This is a genomic window from Pseudomonas mediterranea CFBP 5447 (genome assembly GCF_000774145.1).
Lineage (GTDB): Bacteria > Pseudomonadota > Gammaproteobacteria > Pseudomonadales > Pseudomonadaceae > Aquipseudomonas > Aquipseudomonas mediterranea.
The window spans coordinates 1,706,364-1,724,020 of the sequence record NZ_KN322987.1 but is presented as its reverse complement, the minus strand read 5'-3'; the positions used below and the strand labels follow the sequence as shown (position 1 = coordinate 1,724,020).

Sequence of the window (17,657 nt, the reverse complement as noted above, 5' to 3'; positions counted from 1 at the left end):
CATGGCCAAACCAGGATTTCGCCTTGCACTGTTTGCCACGCTGCTGGCACTGATCGTCGTATTGCTGGGCGCCTACACCCGCCTGACCCACGCCGGCCTCGGCTGCCCGGACTGGCCCGGCTGCTACGGATTCATCAGCGTGCCCAAGAGCGAAGCCCAACTGGCCCATGCCGAACTGCACTTTCCCGATACCCCGGTGGAAGCCCACAAGGGCTGGAACGAGATGGTCCATCGCTACTTCGCCGGGACCCTGGGCTTGCTGATCGTGGCGTTGGCAGCCCGGACCTGGATGAACCGCCACCGCCCGGGCCAGCCGGTGAAGTTGCCGCTGTTCCTGTTGGCCGTGGTCTTCGCCCAAGCGGCGTTCGGCATGTGGACCGTAACCTTGAAGTTATGGCCGCAGGTGGTGACCGGACATTTGCTGGGCGGCTTCGCGACGTTGAGCCTGCTGTTCCTGCTCACCTTGCGATTGTCCGGGGTGCTGCCGGCACTGACCGTGCCCAAGCGCCTGCAACACTGGGCCACGGCCGGGCTGCTGCTGGTGATCGGGCAGATTGCCCTCGGTGGCTGGGTCAGCTCCAATTACGCTGCGGTGGCCTGCATCGACTTCCCCACCTGCCACGGCCAATGGCTGCCACCGGCGGACTTCGCCAACGGCTTCCACCTCACCCAACACATCGGCCCGAACTACCTGGGCGGCCAACTCGACAGCGACGCCCGCACCGCCATTCACCTGACCCACCGGATCGGCGCGTTGCTGGTGACGGTGGTACTGCTGGGCCTGGCCTGGCAACTGAAAACCGTGGGCATGACCCGCCTCGCCGGCCTGGTGCTGGCTGCATTGGCGGCGCAGATCACCCTGGGCATCAGCAACGTGGTGTTTCATTTGCCGCTGCCGGTGGCCGTCGCCCACAACGCCGGGGGCGCGGCGCTGCTGCTGACCCTGGTGCTGGTCAATTATCACGCCCGTACCAGCCTGGTCCGGGTCAAGCATCAAGTCCCGCTGCGCTGGCGGTTCACCCCGCATAAACACGGCGCCAGCCCCATCACAATAAAAGGAGAGATGCCATGGCAACCCTGACCGGTGCACGCCGCAGCCAGGCGATCTGGCGCGACTATCTGGAGCTGACCAAGCCGAAAGTGGTGGTACTGATGCTGATCACCTCGCTGGTCGGCATGTTCCTCGCCACCCGCGCCGGTGTGCCGTGGACGGTGCTGGTGTTCGGCAACCTGGGCATCGCCCTGTGCGCCGGCGGCGCGGCGGCGGTCAACCACGTGGTAGACCGTCGCATCGACGCCGTGATGGCCCGCACCCACAAACGCCCCTTGGCCGAGGGCCGGGTCTCACCGACCGCCGCACTGACCTTCGCCCTGGCACTGGCGGTGATCGGCCAGGCGCTGCTGCTGGCCTTCACCAACCCGCTGACCGCCTGGCTGACCCTCGCGTCGCTGCTGGGTTACGCGGTGATCTACACCGGTTTCCTCAAGCGCGCGACGCCGCAGAACATCGTCATCGGTGGCCTCGCCGGCGCCGCGCCGCCGCTGCTGGGTTGGGTCGCCGCCACCGGTCACGTCAGCGCCGAACCGCTGTTGCTGGTGCTGATCATCTTCGCCTGGACCCCGCCGCACTTCTGGGCCCTGGCGATCCATCGCAAGGAGGAATACGCCAAGGCCGACATCCCGATGCTGCCGGTCACCCATGGCGAGCACTACACCAAAATCCACATCCTGCTCTACACCCTGGTGCTGCTGGCGGTGAGCCTGATGCCGTTCGTGATCCAGATGAGCGGGCTGCTCTACCTGGTGTGTGCCCTCGTGCTCGGCGCGCGGTTCCTGCAATGGGCCGTGGTGTTGTACCGTGGCAGTCGGCCGCACGCGGCGATCAACACGTTCAAGTACTCTATCTACTACTTGTTCCTGCTGTTCATCGCCCTGCTTGTAGATCATTACTTACTGTTGAGCCTATGACCCGAACCCAGAAAACCGTCTTCGCCCTCGTGGCCGTGATCGCGCTGATCCTCGGCCTCACCGTCAACAAAGTGCTGTCCGGCAAGGGTGAAGGCGACCCGACGGCGCTGATCGACGCCGGCATCATCCTGCTGCCCCAGGCCCGCACCCTGCCGGACGTGAAAATGACCGACCAGGACGGCCAGCCCGTGGCCGTGGACGGGTTGAAGGATAAATGGAGCCTGCTGTTCTTCGGCTACACCTTCTGCCCGGACATTTGCCCCACCACCCTCGCCCAACTGCGCCAGATCAAGAGCGAGTTGCCGAAAGAGGCTGTGGATAAGTTGCAGATCGTGCTGGTGAGCGTCGACCCGAACCGCGACACGCCCAAACAGCTCAAGCAATACCTGGGCTACTTCGACCCGCAGTTCAAAGGCCTCACCGCTTCATCCATCGAAGACCTGCAGAAGCTCGCCAACGCCGTGAGCATCCCGTTCATCCCGGCAGACACCAGCAAACCCAACTACACCGTCGACCACAGCGGCAACCTCGCCGTCATCGGCCCGGACGGCACCCAACGCGGGTTCATTCGCGCGCCGCTGAACAACCAGAAACTGGTGGCGCAGCTGCCGGAGATGCTCAAGCGCAAATAGCACTGCGATGGGGCAACACCGTTCAGCTTAGCCATACCAATTCATTGTGGCTGCTGATTCATTGTGGCGAGGGAGCTTGCTCCCGCTGGGCTGCGCAGCAGCCCCCAAAAGGCTAACTGCAATCAACATTGGCTGGGGGAGGACAGGGTCTTCCTGCCCCCACCCCCTGTGGGAGCGAGCCTGCTCGCGATGAAATCAACCCAATCCCAGAGCCAAACAAGCCCCCCGCATCACCCAAAATCCCTCCTCCTACAGCCCTCACCTACACCCCACCACCAAGCCACGCATCCTTGCGCCTTTGCCTACAACTACGCCAGAATCCGCCCGCTTGTGCGCCTTGTTCCGGGGTTCTATCGTTTCCTTGCCACTGCTCATCAGTGGTCGGGTTTAGTAGCCCGGTTCACATCTTCGGTTGCACAAGTCTCATCAGCAGGCATTGCCTGTTCTTGATGGTGGCTGTGCGCATGGCGCCTTCGGGCGCGCCGGGTTTGGTGTGATCACCGGTCTACTAACTTGCGCACAGCTGCCACCCTAATGAGATGGTCAGCCCAGTACGGGAGCCTCGGTAAATCTAAACTTACCGGGGTTCCCACTGACTTGCGGAGACCTCTCATGGACACCTTGAACTTGCTCGGACTGGATATTGGAAAAAGCACCTTCCATCTGATCGGACACGATGCCAAAGGCAAGGAAGTACTGCGCAAGAAACTCAATCGCAGCCGCTTGCTTGAGTTTGCCGCAAGGCTGAAGCCCTGCACCATAGCGATGGAGTCTTGTGGCGGTTCCCACTGGCTTGCTAGGAAGCTCTTGTCCTTCGGCCATCAAGTGAAATTGATCGCGCCGCAGCATGTAAAACCCTACGTCACCGGGAACAAGAACGATTACATCGACGCTGAGGCAATCTGCGAAGCCGCATCCCGTCCTAAAATACGTTACGTCGCCATCAAAACCGTGGAACAGCAGGTTCTATCGACCCAGCATCGTCTACGGGAGGCGTTGGTAGGCCACCGGACTCAAACGATAAACCGCATTCACGGGTTCTTGCTTGAGTTCGGGATCGAATTGCCTGCAACAAAAGCGGCTATGAATCAGGTTCACGAAATTCTGGACGACCCTGCCGCCGAGTTACCGCAACAGCTGAAGTCCTTTATTGAACATCTACTGGAAGAGATGAAACGGCTCAACGACGAGATTAAGGCGATTGACCGGAGTATCAAAGAGCAGGTGGACACTGATGACGCGGGAACACGCCTGATGAGCATCCCCGGCATCGGCCCGATCATCGCTAGCGCGCTGCTGGCCGACGTCGGTGACGCTTCCAATTTTCACTCATCGCGAGACTTCGCCGCTTCGCTGGGGCTGGTGCCAAGGCAATATTCAACAGGCGGCCAAACCGTCCTTTTGAACATCAGCAAGCGCGGTGATAAATACCTTCGAAAGCTTATGATTCAAGGCTCGCGTGCAGTTCTGGTGCACATAGATAAACGTACCGATGCTTTGGGAGTCTGGTGCAGAGACCTGCTGATACGAAAACACCCGAATAAAGTCGCCTGCGCTTTGGCCAATAAATTGGCAAGGATCGTATGGGCAGTTTTAGCTCGCGGAGTTAGCTACAACGCACAATCCATGACCTGATCGAAATTTACTACCGGCTTTTGCGACGACAAGATGATGACGATAAACAGCTCAACTCCTGCCTGAAAACCTGGTAAACGAATCAGCTTTCGAAGCTGGCACCCTTTTTAAGGACAGGCAGGAGCGATTACTCATCAAGGGCCAGGCGGCACCACCTGCCGACCATGAGCCCGGATACATTAGCGCAAGCATGCTTTACCGCTCATCGCTCGTGGTTGCAGGAGATGGGCTGACCATACATTCCGTTTAGTAGCGAAATGGTGCGGCCCCATGAGAGGATCACACCAATGTTCAAAGTAACTCCAAACCCACCAGAAACAGACCCCACCACACAGTCCGCAAAAGCCAAGGCCAGGAAGCAAGAAGAAACCACCAAACGCGTGCTGGACCACTACCTGCTGCCGAAGCCGGATCAATCCAAAGACGAACCCAAACCGGGGCAGATTTTCACCGTTGTGAATGGCCTCGATAACGAATGCATGCTCGCTAACCTCAGTGAAACGCTGGCTTCAGCCGATGCCATGGTTACTGATCTGGCGTTTGACCTGGATGGCTCGCGGCGCCATTTGGCGCTGGGGATTCAACAGTTGATTGAGCTGAGTTCGTTGTTGGCGAATCGGGTGTTGGATAACGTGGAGCCGCGGCAGTAAGCAAGCATTTCACAACGAAAAACCCGGCGCTCTGCGCCGGGTTTGGTTATTCTATTTGCAGACGCGGACACGTATCTCTCTTTGCAATTGATCGTAAATGGCTAATAAACGGACGCAGGATAATAGCCGCTTTGGAAGAAATCGGCTTTGTGGGCACGAAATAGATTCACCTTCGGAGTTTTCCAAAGTTTTTCCTAGATACCCCTTGCCTCCAAGTTGACGTCTTACCCCCTAACTGCCACGCTCCTGCGTAGCACACAAGCGGAGCAAGTGAATGCCTTCTATGCGCCCCTCACAGATGACTTTTCAATCTCGGACTGACGGAGGGCCATTCGTAGAATTTCTACTCTTCGATAATGAAGGCATTCCGACCGATGATGTTTTGGTTGCAGAACGCGGTGAGGTATACTTCAGCGACCTCACCGAAGACTTTGAAACGCCTGAAACCTGGCATCAAATCCTGTCCGTATCTCCCGATGAGATATGCATCTATCCAATTCATCAGCGAGGGAGAAGCGCAAACTATGGAACTCCTAAGCACGGTCCTATAGACCAAATTTTACTCGCCAGACCCAAGGCCCACCCATACCGCATTCCAACCAATCGCGACGAGCTTGAAGGTCTTCTTAGCTCACTGCCAGATGGCTTCGCGAAGGATTGGCAAATAGGCTTGGGTCTACTGTGGGAATACCGCTTTATCATTGAGTCGATATCCGATATAGGTGACATACACACCATTGTGATTCATGGCGAGGATGGATCGGATGACGCGAAAATTCACGGAAGTTCATACTATCTTGGCATTGATCGATATTCGGAGCTGAAGCGCAGCCTTGATCGCTTGAGCCAGAGGCACCAACGCGAGACACGGTCAGACAAGCAATTGGTTTGCTACACGGGGTTAGCCCACGCCGCGGACCCGATTCGAAATCCTGAGCGCACGAAGAAATTACCTGCGAATGTTCTGACGGACCTTATCAAGCTAGGTAGAGGGCGCTCACAGCTATCTACGGCCGACCAAAAGTCAGCGGTTAACTTGGTAAAGGATAACGCAGGCGCAATCGCCAAGAAGACACCCATGATTTTGCTAGACCTCAAAGCGGATATTGAGCGGGTAACTTTAGGTGAGTTAGTTGAGCGCTATAAAAACCTGATGTCCGCCGACGCGAAGGAAGATAAGTGGCAGCAGTTTCTGGCTGACAATCCGTTCATCCTAGACATGGCTTTTTCATATCCAGTCAAAGTGGTCTGCGAACGGCCATACGTGGGCAGCAAGCGGCTCAATGGGCGAGGAGGAAATTATTCGGACTTCTTAGTGGCGGCAAAGTCAACAGGTAACGTAGCGCTTATTGAGATCAAACATCCACAAAAGGACCTACTGAAAACTCCCGCCTATAGGAATGATACATACGGTCCCTCAGTCGAACTGAGTGGTTCTGTCGCACAGATAATTAATCAGCGGGCAAGCCTGCAGAGGGAAATTTTCCAGCTCAAAGAGGATCTGGAGGAGCCAGCACACGCGTATGCAGTTCCGGCCATTGTCGTAATTGGCCGCACGCCATCCGACAGACACCAGCGGCGCTCATTCGAACAGTACCGAAATGCTCTAAAAGATGTATCGGTGGTAACTTTTGATGAATTGCAGCGACGCTTGGAAGATATTCACAAGGTACTTTCACCCTCACCAACAGCGAGCTCCAATCTCAGCCCGAGCGCTGCCGCCGCGCAAGATGACGTTCCATTCTAGCTATGGTACTCCCATGTTTCCATCAGTCACTTTTTCAATCTAACGGAAACTGAGGGACAGACCACGATTATGAGACAGGCCGATTAGAGGTGAACCCAAAGTCGTGGTCCGTTCCCAGTTTCCCGCGAGGTATGGAGCCAGTTGTTGGATCTGCTGAGCGGAGTACCATTAGGCTTTTTATTTATAGGAGACTACTTTGCTGAATTTCACGGAGTTACCGAAGGACGGAACCAAGTTTGAGCAACTCGTTCGAGAGATTTTATTGAAGCGAGGTTTGCGGCCGCATTGGACTGGTAAGGGTCCAGATAGCGGTAGAGATTTACTTGTTGAAGAACCTCTAAAGGGGGAAATCCAAGATAGCAAGCGTCTGTGGCTTGTTGACTGCAAGCATTATGCACACTCGAACAGATCTGTTGGCGTGGATGATGTCACAGACATCCGCGACCGATGTGAAAGAGTTAAAGCTGACGGCTATCTGCTGGCCTGCACTACTACTGTTTCATCCGAATTGACGAGAAAGCTAAGAGAGCTTTTCTCTAATGCCAATATCGCAACCGAAGTCTGGGACTCGGTCACAATCGAAAGACTACTACTAAACCCAAATGCTTACTCCGTCGCACAACAGTTCTTTCCTATTTCTATGGCAGTTCCAAAATGGCGAATGTTTTACACCGAACGCGAAGAACGCTGGATGGCCCATTTCAGGGGTTACTTCCTCTATGTTGAAAGTCGCGCAGGAATTGATCCTCCATCGCTTATCGATCTTGAAGTCATAGTTCAAGAGCTTGAAAACGTCTACCTCGGCGATGGCGAAAGTCTCCGCATAAGAGGTATTTGGCACGACACCCCAAATGGTCCATTCTACAGTGTGGCCGCAGACTACCTCGTTCCATCTGAGAGCCCTCCAGCCTTGAGTCCCTCCGAAATCAAGGCTCAGCTTGATGAATGTTGTGTAGATGGGGGATACGTAACTTGGCACATAAAACTTCAAATCACACTTCCTCAATCGGACTATTACTCGTCTGATGACCCAAGTTTTTATAGCGAATTTCGGCAACCACTATTTCATGCATTCTATGGCGTAGGCGATCTTGATGAATTGGCGAAGCACGACAAGTGGGTGAATCTATCCACTCCACCAATACGAACATTCAATGATCAGATGATATGGGAGAAAAACAAAGAAAAATTTGGCTACAAGAAGATGGGAAACTTGTCTTACCGTGAAATTTAATAACGGATAAGGGGGATAAGGGGACGGATTTATTTTCAAGATTTGCGATTCTCATTTTTCTACCCCCTGTTTTTTCACGCAATGGCAACAAGTATCCACTACCCGCAGGCCAGATGTCTCTCAATCAAACTCGCCACCTCATCCGCATGCGTAAAACCCAAACTGTGATCAGCACCAGGGAAAACATGTAGCTCCGCACGGGGCAAAAGCTGAGCAAGGCGCTGGCCGACGTAAACGGGGCTGATCGGATCCGCATCGCCCCATAGGAGCAACACTGGCATACGCAACTCAGCCAACCGCAGCGTGAGGTCGGTGCGGTCGTCGAGAAACCACCTCGGCAGCGTCGGGTTGGCGGCAGCAAAGTCCGGGCGCCAGTCCTGGGCGTTCAGATCAGACATATCCACCCCACCAGAGGTGACGGTCAGCACCAGGTGCGTGATCAGCTCAGGGCGTTCAAGCGCAGCTAGCACCGCGACGATACCGCCCATGGATTGGGCCACCAGTCCGGTGGGCCGGTCGATCTCGGCCAGCACTCGAGTCGCCAGATCTTCCATGCCGGTTATGCCAGGCACGGGCGGAGTGTCTCCAAAGCCGGGCCAGCCGATATGAACCTGCTGCGCCGGATGGGTCAGGCGCTCGGCAACTGGATGCCAAAACTGGGTGTTACCAGAGGCGCCGGGGAGGAATAGGAGTTTGGTGGGGGATGCGGGCACGGGTTCGGTCCTTGAAGGTGAGATTGAAAGAGTCAATGATCCATCGGCAGGAGAACCACTCGTAGCCCAATGGCGGACATCCGAACAGCTAGGCCGTATGATTTGTTTCATTGCCGATAAGAACAGACATTGCAGTCGAGAGAAAAGATGAGCGACGAGTTTAGCTACGTCTGGCTATTGCCACTGCTTGAAAAGCCTTTCGAGGTGGCGGCGCTCGATTTGCCTGACGCGGTAGGAACCCTGAGGAAAAAATACACACTACCTAGCGAGATAGCGTTGCAACCATTGGTGGTCACAGCACTGGCTTCACATTCGGAGTACTGGGCAGGACTGGCGCTCCGATGGTTGGAAGAGGGCTTTCCTCTGGATTTGGAACTGAGCCAACTCTTGGCTCATTGCGCCGAGAATCGGGGGCTGCCTCAATCTCATCGTCACAGGGCACGTAAGCTTGCCTGCCTGGCGGGAAATGGCAACTGAGCTAGAAAGCAGAGACGGCCTTTTAGATAGCATTCGCATGCTTGCTCCTGCTTCTCCACCTTCTATGAGCCAAGCCAGGATCTGACCACCGCACCTCCAAGCCACATATCCTTGCGCCTTTGCCCACAACCGCACCAGAATCCGCCGGCTTTTCAGCCCTGCCCTCGAGCTCTATCGTTTCCATAACACTGGTCGAGCCGGTATCGATGACACCCCGGCATGCTAGCTCCCTGAGGAAAGTCATAGGCCCGACCGCATCAAGCTTTCGGCAGCTAGCTTTGGTGGCTCATGTTCACCGGTACACACCGTCTATATACTCAAATCATGGAACGTATCCAATCAATCAATCTCGCGCGGATAGACTGGTGTTGTACCGATCACGGTATGACGCGGGACGAGCTCGCCCGTGAGATCGATATAGCACCTGCCAGCTTTGAAAAAGTGATGGCCGGCGAGACGGGACTGACCTTCAACCAGTTGCGTAAGCTCGCGGCCTTTTTCGGGCGAGGCACCTTGTTTTTCATAGAGCCTGGGCCGGTCAACGAGGCAAAGGTGCACTCGCCGCAGTTCCGTACCTTGAGCAATCAGAAACCGGAGCTTTCGCACCGCCTGAAGCTGCTGGTTGAGCGAGTGGAGCACCATCGCACCGTGTACCTTGCACTACGTGAGGAGCTTGATCCGACGGAAGTCGTGCGTTTCTCGCCGCCCGACCTGGCAGGCCTGAGCATCCCCGATGCGGCCAGCCGTGTGCGTGAGTGGCTAGGCCTGGCGAGCCGCAACAATTTTGACAGTTATCGTAAGGCCATCGAAGCGCGCGGTCTGCTGGTCTTCCGCAGCAATGGCTACAACGGTAAATGGCAGATTGCGAAGGAAAGCCCGATTCTCGGTTTTTCGCTCTACGATTCTGAATGCCCGTTAATCGTCGTCAAAAAGCAGGATGCAGATACCCGCCAAAGCTTCACGTTGATGCATGAGTTGGGGCACCTACTTATCCATCGTGCAAGCTCGATGGACGATGAAGAGGATTTGTATTCGACGGAGGATGAAGAGCAAGAAGCGAACGCCTTCGCCGGCCATCTATTGGTCCCAGATCGGTTTCTGTTGAGTATTCATGACAATGAGCGCCCTGTTGAGGCGGCCGAGTTTGATGACTGGCTGGAACCACAACGCAAGGCGTGGGGTGTGAGCGGCGAGATGATTCTACGGCGTCTGATGGATGCCGGACGTTTGCCAAGCGAAGCCTATGCCGCATACCGGCGGTGGAGCACGCAACGAGTAATGCCTGAAAAAGAGGGTGGCAGCCGAGAGCACCGCAATCGCGAACCCCGGCACATTTTTGGCGATGGTTACGTGCGCACAGTGCTGGAAGCCATGAACGCTCGTCGTATTACTCTCGCCAAGGCAAGCAGTTATCTCGACAATCTTAAGATCTCGGACCTGCACAAGCTGGAACGCTTCTATGCAGGTGTTTGATGCCTCATCCATGCTTTACGCATGGGATAACTACCCTATCGCGCAGTTTCCGGGTCTTTGGGCATGGATGGCGGATCGAGTGATGCAAGGGATGATTCGGATGTCCGAGGTTGCCGCCGAAGAGGTTGGACACAAAGCACCGGAGTGCGTGACCTGGCTGAAGGATGCAGGTTTGCAAAAGATGCCCGTGACCGAGGCGATCCTGCTGGAAGCCTTTCGTATCAAAGGATTGCTCGAGATCGAAGAAGACAAATATGGTGCTGGGGTCGATGAAAACGATCTATATATCATTGCCACCGCGAAGCTACATGGCTGCGAGTTAGTCACCGATGAGGCGTTTCAGCCTTCTGCGAACAAGCAAAAGCGCAATTGGAAGATCCCTGCTGTTTGCAGCATGGAAAGTGTGCAAACCCCTTGGATCAACTTCCTCGACTACATCAAACGATCCCAAGCGGTTTTTGGGTGATGACTTCAAGTGATTGAGTACAAAATGGGACGGATTTCCCCTTCCCTATCAAACCGCCGAAGCCTCAACCTCTCTAGAACACCAGGCAAAAGCCAGTAGAAAAGGGGACAGATTTTTTTCAAGAAATAAACTGGCGCTTATATCTCGCGACCTTTTCAGGAAACAACTCTTCGTAAAGAGGACGAGGAATGCCGAGAATGTTTATCTCGATCAATTCGGGCAGAAGCTCTTCCAAGTAGTCCAGAATGCCAATGCCAGCACATGGAATAACCAGGCCCGCTTCGGTTTGAGCACAAAGCGCTAAAGCCGATTGATCTAGGTGATTTGCGCGGCATTCTTGCTGGATAGCCTGGTACCCATCGGCTGGGACGAATTGGCCGAAAGCAACGCCCATTGGAGGATCTCCATCCTCCAGGGTTGAATAGCCCACCAAAACCGGTCCGCTGTAGATTGAAAATCGCGCCAATTGATTGCCCTTCCTTGCCGAGTAAGTCGGACATTGCAGGTTTCGTCACTTGCCTGCGAAAAAGCGAGGGCCTGCCATGCTCTGCGTCAGCCGAAACAGGCAATTATGACTGACCGTTTTTGCCATTTGCTTTCCTTTCAGCCCACTGCTCAAACCTACGAGTCAGGCGCTTGCGTCATTCATCAGTTGGCGCCAGACCTGCAATGACCAATTGAGTAATGTCGGACATGTAGGTCTTCAGTCAGGTCTTGATGATCAACATCGAGAGGCCGCGTTGCGAGCCGCTACCCGCCGTTGACCTGCGCCTCGACGCTGACCAGTACATCGCCCGCAAGGTAGGTGGGTAGGATTTCATTGGATAGAACTCTGTAGCGACAAGATGTGCTGCTACGCTCAAAGAGCGGCTAAAAGCAGTGCCGTCTCCTGGACCCCCACTGCCACCGCGCTCGGAACTCTCCCATGAAACCACTCTATCTAGCCCTATCGCTTTGCTGTCTCTCACCCCCTGCCCTGGCTGAAACCCTCACCTTCGCAACATGGAACCTGGAATGGCAGCGGTCGACTTCGCTCAGCCAGCGTGAGTTCGAGGAGTGCTCCCAAATCAAGGCCGCTGATCGCGAGCGACTGGAAGAAACACACCCCTACCGGTGGGAATGCAAATCACCGGCGCAGATAGCGGATCTGAAGAACGTAGCGGCAAAGCTGAATGCTGACGTGATTGCCGTGCAGGAAGTCGAGAACCCTGAGGCGCTGCAGCAGATCTGGCCGAAGGATCAGTACGATTTCTATGTGAACATGCAAAGCCCTTGGATACAGCGCACGGGATTTGTTGTCCGCAAATCCAGCAGGCTTGAGGTCGGAAGGCTCGGCGATGTTCGCCCGCTTGGAGAGGCCTTCAAGAGTCATGCTCGCCATGGTGCGGAGTTACCCGTCACGATCAAGGGTATGACCCTCAAGCTTTTATCCGTACACCTCAAAAGTGGCTGTTCTGACCATGCGTTGAACAGTGGGTATGCGACCGAGAGTGATCAGGCTAACGGGGTCGTCACCTGCGATGTGCTTAGAAGGCAAGCACCTGCTTTGGAAGCCTGGCTCGATAAGGCAATCCAGTCTGGCGCTTCCGCAATGATTATTGGTGATTTCAATCGTCGATTTGACGTTGCGGTTGAGCAGGAAACAGCGCCTGAGGTGAGTCTTTTTGCCGGGCTTTCAGATGGCGAGCCGGCCGCGGCCAGGTTGTTTCGTCCAACCGAAGGTTATGAGGCGCTGCCCGAATGCCGGGGCGGAGGCTCTAAATGGTTGATTGATCATGCGTTGATGACCAGCGAATTGAGGAAGCACTATGTGGCCGGGTCGTTATCGGAGCTTCCTGTGCCGATGAAGGGCTCTGATCATTGTCCGGTTGTTTTCAGGATGAAGTTTTAAGCAATGCGGAGTCGGTTGGGGGGTGAGGTGGAGGGGTGATTGGGCTGCTCGGCGGGGAGGCCTTTGCTTACCCGCATGATGATGCTCGATCCAGTACTTTTCATCCTGTACGCGGCCAGCTATAAAGCCATTGCGTTGTCCAAGGTGACACAAGATATTTCGCTGACAACCCATCAACTGCAGCTTGATACAGGCTTTATAACCAGGCCGGGCTTGGAAATAGGGATATTTGCACCGCTGGGAGGGGACATGGTTCCGAAACTGACGGTGGGACTCTTATGAAGAACGAAATCATACGGAAACATAAGTGAGCATGATGCCAGACCTCGACAGCACCGACTTAAAGATCCTCGAAATCCTCACTTCGGACGCACGCACCAGTATTTCGGACATCGCTCGCCGCGTGCACAAGTCCCGAACTGCCGTTGAAGCGCGGGTCGCCCGGATGGAAACACAGGGACCCATCCTTGGGTATACCACGCGCCTCGCCGCGACAACGAACGAAGCACCTTGTCACACCGCGTTCATGCAGTTCACCCACACCCGGCCAAACTTGTGCGCTCAGGTGTGGGACTACATCAAAGACAAGCCTGGCGTGATCGAAGCATTCTCACTGTTCGGCGACGTTGATTTGCTCGTGCGCTACGACCATACCCACATCAGCAACGTGATTGAGTTCAAGGAGAGTGCTCTGGCTACCGGGCTGGTGAAAAGCGTGACCATTATGCCGGTATTGCGGCATTGGCAAGAGCAGTAACCGGCACCTCCCAAACGCGTATCTGTGGGCAAGTGGCTCTAATAAGCTGTATCGCAGGACTCAACAGGTCGTCGCTGAAGGATGCATCGACCTGGTGATGCCCAAGCGATACCAGCAACAACGCCTTCGTATCCTCGCTGTTGCGGAACGGCTCTGTATCTCTTTTCACGCCTGCCGCAATTTGCTGGCGATGAATACCGGGCGCCGTTCACAGCGCACTTCAAACAATCCCAGGTCATGACCGTCCACATCTTGCAGATGAATGACGGTGATGAAGGTTGGGGTTTCTTGTGGATGGTCCTTCCAATGAGCTACGGCGGCGAGTTCAGCCAGATCCTCGGGGGTACGCATGCCGACGTAATTCGACGGCAACAAAAGCTGACCCACCAGTGCGTTGGCACTATAGCGAATGATCATTCCTTACCCCTTACACCAGGCGTACCGGTGCATGACAAAATCAGAAGGAATGCCGGAGTGCAGGCCTTGGATTTTCGGTTCCAAAGCATCCCTGATTTGAAACTAGATTTGACATGTAAAAACCTCGTAATTTTCACTTTCTCAATTAAAGCGCATGAAAGCGTACTCCCCATGCCCATGGTTCGGCTGAGAATTTCTTTCCCGTGAAATCTTTTAATAGACCAGTCAAATCAATTAAAGCGTCTGAGCAATAAGCATACGTGGTCAGGCGTCTTTTAGCACATCTGCGGACTTTTTCGGAGAATTCCCTAGCTGGCTGAAACTACGGCTATTGTCTACACATAGCCAGTAAGTTAAATAGGCAAATTCAGAGTTTCATTAGTTAAAACGGCGTAAGCCTTAGTGAATTTCACTACGGCGGCGACCGCCAGCAGCAGGTAGGCTTATCCATGCCCGAGCGCCATTGCGTGGGGTGCTCGGATAGTTTGGCGGGCACTGCGAACTCACGTGCAGATCAAGTAAAAAGGATAGTTCAGGAAATAACTCTGCATGAAAAGGACGAGGAATATCTAGAAGTTCTATCTCGATCAAGTGGGGGCATAAGTTTTCCGAGCAATCCAAATACCGACGCCAGCAAATGGGGTAATCAAGCCCGCTTCGGTTTGAACAGAAAGTGCCAGAGCCGATTGACCAAGGTGATTTGCGCGACACTCCCACTGGAGAATGTGGCTTGGTCTTAACTGAGCAGCTCTTTGGGGGCACCCCGCAATAAAAAACCCAGCATCCTGCGCCTTATACAATCAGTTAAGCCATAAACCTGTGGGAGCAAAGCTTGCTCGCGACTGCGGTAAGTCAGTCAGTCACAATGTTGACTGATCTGTCGCTATCGCGAGCAAGCTTTGCTCCCACAGGGTTTGTGCCGTTTGATCCTTAACTGACTGGCATTAGCATCCTGCGCCGGGTTTTTTAGTCAGTACGCGATCATCATTTGGAACTGGCCTGCGCCGCTTCAACGATCAGGTCTGCAACTTTCTCCGGATTGGACGTCATCACCACATGGGAGGCGCCTGGGACGGTGACGGTCTTTTTCGAGCCTGCACGGTCGGCCATGAACTTCAGGGCAGCTTCGGGGATGTTCTTGTCCGCCGAACCGTAGATGAACCAGGACGGCAGTTTTTTCCAGGCCGGGTCGCCAGAGGCTTCCTTCAAGGCCGCCTCGCTGATGGGCCGTTGAGTGGCGGCCATCAGTGCGGACTCGGCGGCTGGAACGTCGGCGGCAAATTGTTGGCCGAATTTGTCCTGCTGGATGTAGAGGTCCTTGTTGCCATCGTCCAGCGGCACCGGTGCGGCCAGGGTCGGCCCGAGGGTGCCGCCCGGGTAACGACCGGACAGCTCGATGGCGGTTTCACCTTTGTCCGGGGCGAAGGCCGCGACGTAGACCAGCGCCTTGACCCGTGGGTTGTCATGCACGGCGTTGGTGATCACTGCTCCGCCGTAGGAGTGGCCTACGAGGATCACCGGGCCGGCGGTGTGCTCGACGATGTCGGCGACATAGTCGGCGTCCTGCTTCACGCCGCGCAGCGGGTTGGCGGCAGCCACCACCGGGTAGCCCTGGTTCAGCAAGCGGGCGGCAACGCCGTTCCAACTGGACGATTCGGCGAAGGCGCCATGCACCAGCACGACGGTGGGCTTGGCGGCGTCGGGTTGCGTGGCGGCGGTGCTCTGAAGGGAAGTCAGCGCCATTGCTGCGGTGATGGTGGCGGCCAAGAGCGATTTGAGATTGAGCATGATCATTTCCTTTTCATTTATGGGTAGGCGGTGCTCATGTGCGGCCCTGGGCGGCACATGAGCGGGGCGATGGGTTTACTGGCCCAGGAAGTTCAACAGGTCCTGGTTCAGGCGATCCTTGTGGGTGTCGGTCAGGCCGTGGGGCGCACCCGGGTAGACGATCAGCTCGGCGTTGCGCACCAGCCTGGCGGCCGCATGGGCGGAGGCCTCGATCGGGACGATCTGGTCGTCGTCGCCGTGCACGATCAGCGTCGGCACGTCGAACTTGGCCAGGTCGGCGCGGAAGTCCGTTGCCGAAAACGCCGCGATGCAGTCGTAGGTGTTTTTGTGGCCCGCTTGCATGCCCTGTACCCAGAACGAATCGATCAGCCCTTGGGAGACTTTTGCTCCGTCGCGGTTGAAGCCGAAGAACGGGCCCGAGGCGATGTCGCGATACAGCTGCGAGCGGTTGTCCAGCGAGGCCTGGCGCAGGCCGTCGAACACCTCGATCGGCAGGCCGCCTGGGTAGTCTGCGGTCTTGAGCATCATCGGCGGCACGGCGCTGATCAATGCGGCCTTCTTCACCCGAGCGGTACCGTGGCGGCCGATGTAGCGGGTGATTTCGCCGCCACCGGTGGAGAAGCCCACCAGGGTGACGTCTTGGAGATCCAGGGCGTTGATCACAGCGGCCAGGTCATCGGCGTAGTGATCCATGTCGTTGCCTTCCCACGGCTGGCTGGAGCGGCCATGGCCGCGGCGGTCGTGGGCGATCACCCGGTAGCCTTGGTCAGCCAGGAACAGCATCTGAGATTCCCAGCTATCCGAGTTCAGCGGCCAGCCATGGCTGAAGGTGACAACTTGTCCATCCTTCGGGCCCCAGTCCTTGTAGTAGAGCTGTACGCCGTCCTGGGTAGTGATATAGCTGCCGTTCTGGGTGGGGGTGCTGGTGCTCATTTTTTGCTTCCTTGTTTTAGGCAGTCGGGATGACTGCTTCTGAGAATGTATTGAAGAAATATGTCGTGCCTGAGAGGGCCGCTTCGCTTGCTGCGAAATCAGGAGGCCACGGCTGCCCGGCGTATCGAGGCCTGCCTGGCTTGGCTGCGTTTGTTGGCGATGGCCAGCTTGCCGACCAGTCGGATCGCCACGGCGGCGCAGGTGATGCCGAAGGGCAGCACGTACCAGTCGCTCATCGGGATGCGCTTGAAGTTGGAGAGGGCGAATACGGCGGCGATGACCCACATGCCAGTGACGTGCAAGGTCTTCCACGCCTTGGGACCCAACAGCCGGGCGGGTGCTTTGAATGAGGTCAGCGCCATCAGCAGGATGAAGGTGTAGGCCGTCCCGCCCGGGATATTGTTTGCCACGGTGCGGCTTGGCCAGAACTCGGTATTGAACTGCCCGTAGGCGTAGATCAGCACGGCGTGCACCAGGTGCGAGAAGGCAAAGGCAAGGCCGATGAAGCGCCGTTCGCGAACCAGTGCCTTGGAAAGCGGCGAAGGCACCAGTACAGCGAAGGCCGATGCGGTGAATGCGATCAGGAACAGTGCGAAGGAGGAACGGGCGGTGGCGCGGATGGCGCTGCGCAGTCCTTCGACCAGGTCGGGTTGGACAGCGACTGCCGTGATGCTCATCGCCACCACCAGGGCTGCGACCAGGCCGAACAGCTGCCAGCCCTGGGGGCGGTAGGATGGGTTATGCATGGCAAGATCTCCTGTCGTAAGGTTCGCCATTCAGGGAGGCCGATGGCGATTCGATGGGGAGAATTCTTGCAAGGGGATGTATACCGCCTATGTTCGACAACCGGCGGTTATACGTTCTTTTGAGTACGCG

At 55.9% G+C, this 17,657-nt stretch carries 19 protein-coding genes; 13 read left to right on the top strand and 6 right to left on the bottom strand.

Going from position 1 to position 17,657, the window contains the following annotated elements:
* The first annotated feature begins 1 nt into the window (after position 1).
* The 7 genes from N005_RS27500 (at position 2) to N005_RS28575 (ending at position 7,866) form a co-directional block, all read left to right on the top strand.
* Positions 2–1,081 carry a COX15/CtaA family protein gene (locus tag N005_RS27500; RefSeq protein ID WP_047704024.1) on the top strand — a complete coding sequence of 360 codons (1,080 nt, stop codon included), beginning with the start codon at positions 2–4 and terminating at the stop codon, positions 1,079–1,081.
* Positions 1,069–1,968, top strand: a complete 900-nt coding sequence (gene cyoE, locus N005_RS27495; RefSeq protein ID WP_047704023.1) for a heme o synthase — start codon at positions 1,069–1,071, stop codon at positions 1,966–1,968. Before N005_RS27500 ends, cyoE begins: the two co-directional genes overlap by 13 nt.
* Positions 1,965–2,600 (top strand): SCO family protein, encoded by a 636-nt coding sequence (locus N005_RS27490; RefSeq protein WP_047704022.1) that lies wholly within the window; start codon positions 1,965–1,967, stop codon positions 2,598–2,600. The genes cyoE and N005_RS27490 overlap by 4 nt, the downstream gene beginning before the upstream one ends.
* A 612-nt stretch (positions 2,601–3,212) precedes the next feature.
* The gene (locus N005_RS27485) at positions 3,213–4,235 is read left to right on the top strand and encodes an IS110 family RNA-guided transposase (protein WP_047704021.1); all 1,023 of its coding nucleotides are present in this window, start codon (positions 3,213–3,215) and stop codon (positions 4,233–4,235) included.
* Between the two features lie 287 nt (positions 4,236–4,522).
* Entirely contained in the window at positions 4,523–4,885 is a 363-nt protein-coding gene (locus N005_RS27480; RefSeq protein WP_047704020.1) for a DUF6124 family protein, read from the top strand.
* 274 nt (positions 4,886–5,159) lie between these two features.
* Positions 5,160–6,632: a Shedu anti-phage system protein SduA domain-containing protein gene (locus N005_RS27475; RefSeq protein WP_047704019.1), complete on the top strand. Its 1,473-nt coding sequence runs from the start codon at positions 5,160–5,162 to the stop codon at positions 6,630–6,632.
* 196 nt (positions 6,633–6,828) lie between these two features.
* Positions 6,829–7,866, top strand: coding sequence for a restriction endonuclease (locus N005_RS28575; RefSeq protein WP_081993372.1), 1,038 nt, complete (start codon positions 6,829–6,831; stop codon positions 7,864–7,866).
* 98 nt (positions 7,867–7,964) lie between these two features.
* Here the strand turns inward: N005_RS28575 and N005_RS27465 are convergent, their stop codons facing one another.
* Positions 7,965–8,579, bottom strand: a complete 615-nt coding sequence (locus tag N005_RS27465) for an alpha/beta fold hydrolase (RefSeq protein ID WP_047704017.1) — start codon at positions 8,577–8,579, stop codon at positions 7,965–7,967.
* Between the two features lie 147 nt (positions 8,580–8,726).
* Here N005_RS27465 and N005_RS27460 point away from each other — a divergent pair, with 147 nt between their 5' ends.
* The 3 genes from N005_RS27460 to N005_RS27450 all read left to right on the top strand — a co-directional run bounded on the left by N005_RS27460 (position 8,727) and on the right by N005_RS27450 (position 10,995).
* Positions 8,727–9,056, top strand: a complete 330-nt coding sequence (locus N005_RS27460; RefSeq protein ID WP_052126482.1) for a hypothetical protein — start codon at positions 8,727–8,729, stop codon at positions 9,054–9,056.
* Between the two features lie 288 nt (positions 9,057–9,344).
* The gene (locus tag N005_RS27455) at positions 9,345–10,529 is read left to right on the top strand and encodes an ImmA/IrrE family metallo-endopeptidase (RefSeq protein WP_231983250.1); all 1,185 of its coding nucleotides are present in this window, start codon (positions 9,345–9,347) and stop codon (positions 10,527–10,529) included.
* Positions 10,516–10,995 carry a DUF4411 family protein gene (locus N005_RS27450; protein ID WP_047704016.1) on the top strand — a complete coding sequence of 160 codons (480 nt, stop codon included), beginning with the start codon at positions 10,516–10,518 and terminating at the stop codon, positions 10,993–10,995. Before N005_RS27455 ends, N005_RS27450 begins: the two co-directional genes overlap by 14 nt.
* 118 nt (positions 10,996–11,113) lie before the next feature.
* Here the strand turns inward: N005_RS27450 and N005_RS27445 are convergent, their stop codons facing one another.
* Positions 11,114–11,389, bottom strand: a complete 276-nt coding sequence (locus tag N005_RS27445) for a hypothetical protein (protein ID WP_047704015.1) — start codon at positions 11,387–11,389, stop codon at positions 11,114–11,116.
* A gap of 531 nt (positions 11,390–11,920) precedes the next feature.
* On the opposite strand from N005_RS27445, the gene N005_RS27440 reads away from it, so the two are divergent.
* The 3 genes from N005_RS27440 (at position 11,921) to N005_RS27890 (ending at position 13,643) form a co-directional block, all read left to right on the top strand.
* Positions 11,921–12,886 (top strand): endonuclease/exonuclease/phosphatase family protein, encoded by a 966-nt coding sequence (locus tag N005_RS27440; protein WP_047704014.1) that lies wholly within the window; start codon positions 11,921–11,923, stop codon positions 12,884–12,886.
* Positions 12,887–12,961: 75 nt separating this feature from the next.
* Positions 12,962–13,168 carry a hypothetical protein gene (locus tag N005_RS27435; protein ID WP_156789368.1) on the top strand — a complete coding sequence of 69 codons (207 nt, stop codon included), beginning with the start codon at positions 12,962–12,964 and terminating at the stop codon, positions 13,166–13,168.
* Between the two features lie 31 nt (positions 13,169–13,199).
* Positions 13,200–13,643 carry an Lrp/AsnC family transcriptional regulator gene (locus N005_RS27890; protein WP_052126481.1) on the top strand — a complete coding sequence of 148 codons (444 nt, stop codon included), beginning with the start codon at positions 13,200–13,202 and terminating at the stop codon, positions 13,641–13,643.
* A 165-nt stretch (positions 13,644–13,808) separates the two neighbouring features.
* Here the strand turns inward: N005_RS27890 and N005_RS27425 are convergent, their stop codons facing one another.
* From N005_RS27425 to N005_RS27410, 4 genes are all read right to left on the bottom strand, one after another.
* Positions 13,809–14,060, bottom strand: a complete 252-nt coding sequence (locus tag N005_RS27425) for a hypothetical protein (RefSeq protein ID WP_047704012.1) — start codon at positions 14,058–14,060, stop codon at positions 13,809–13,811.
* Positions 14,061–15,044: 984 nt separating this feature from the next.
* Entirely contained in the window at positions 15,045–15,854 is an 810-nt protein-coding gene (locus tag N005_RS27420; RefSeq protein ID WP_047704011.1) for an alpha/beta fold hydrolase, read from the bottom strand.
* Positions 15,855–15,923: 69 nt separating this feature from the next.
* Entirely contained in the window at positions 15,924–16,781 is an 858-nt protein-coding gene (locus tag N005_RS27415; RefSeq protein WP_047704010.1) for an alpha/beta fold hydrolase, read from the bottom strand.
* 98 nt (positions 16,782–16,879) lie between these two features.
* Complete coding sequence (locus tag N005_RS27410) at positions 16,880–17,527, bottom strand: ferric reductase-like transmembrane domain-containing protein (RefSeq protein ID WP_047704009.1); 648 nt, start codon at positions 17,525–17,527, stop codon at positions 16,880–16,882.
* Positions 17,528–17,657 lie beyond the last annotated feature (130 nt).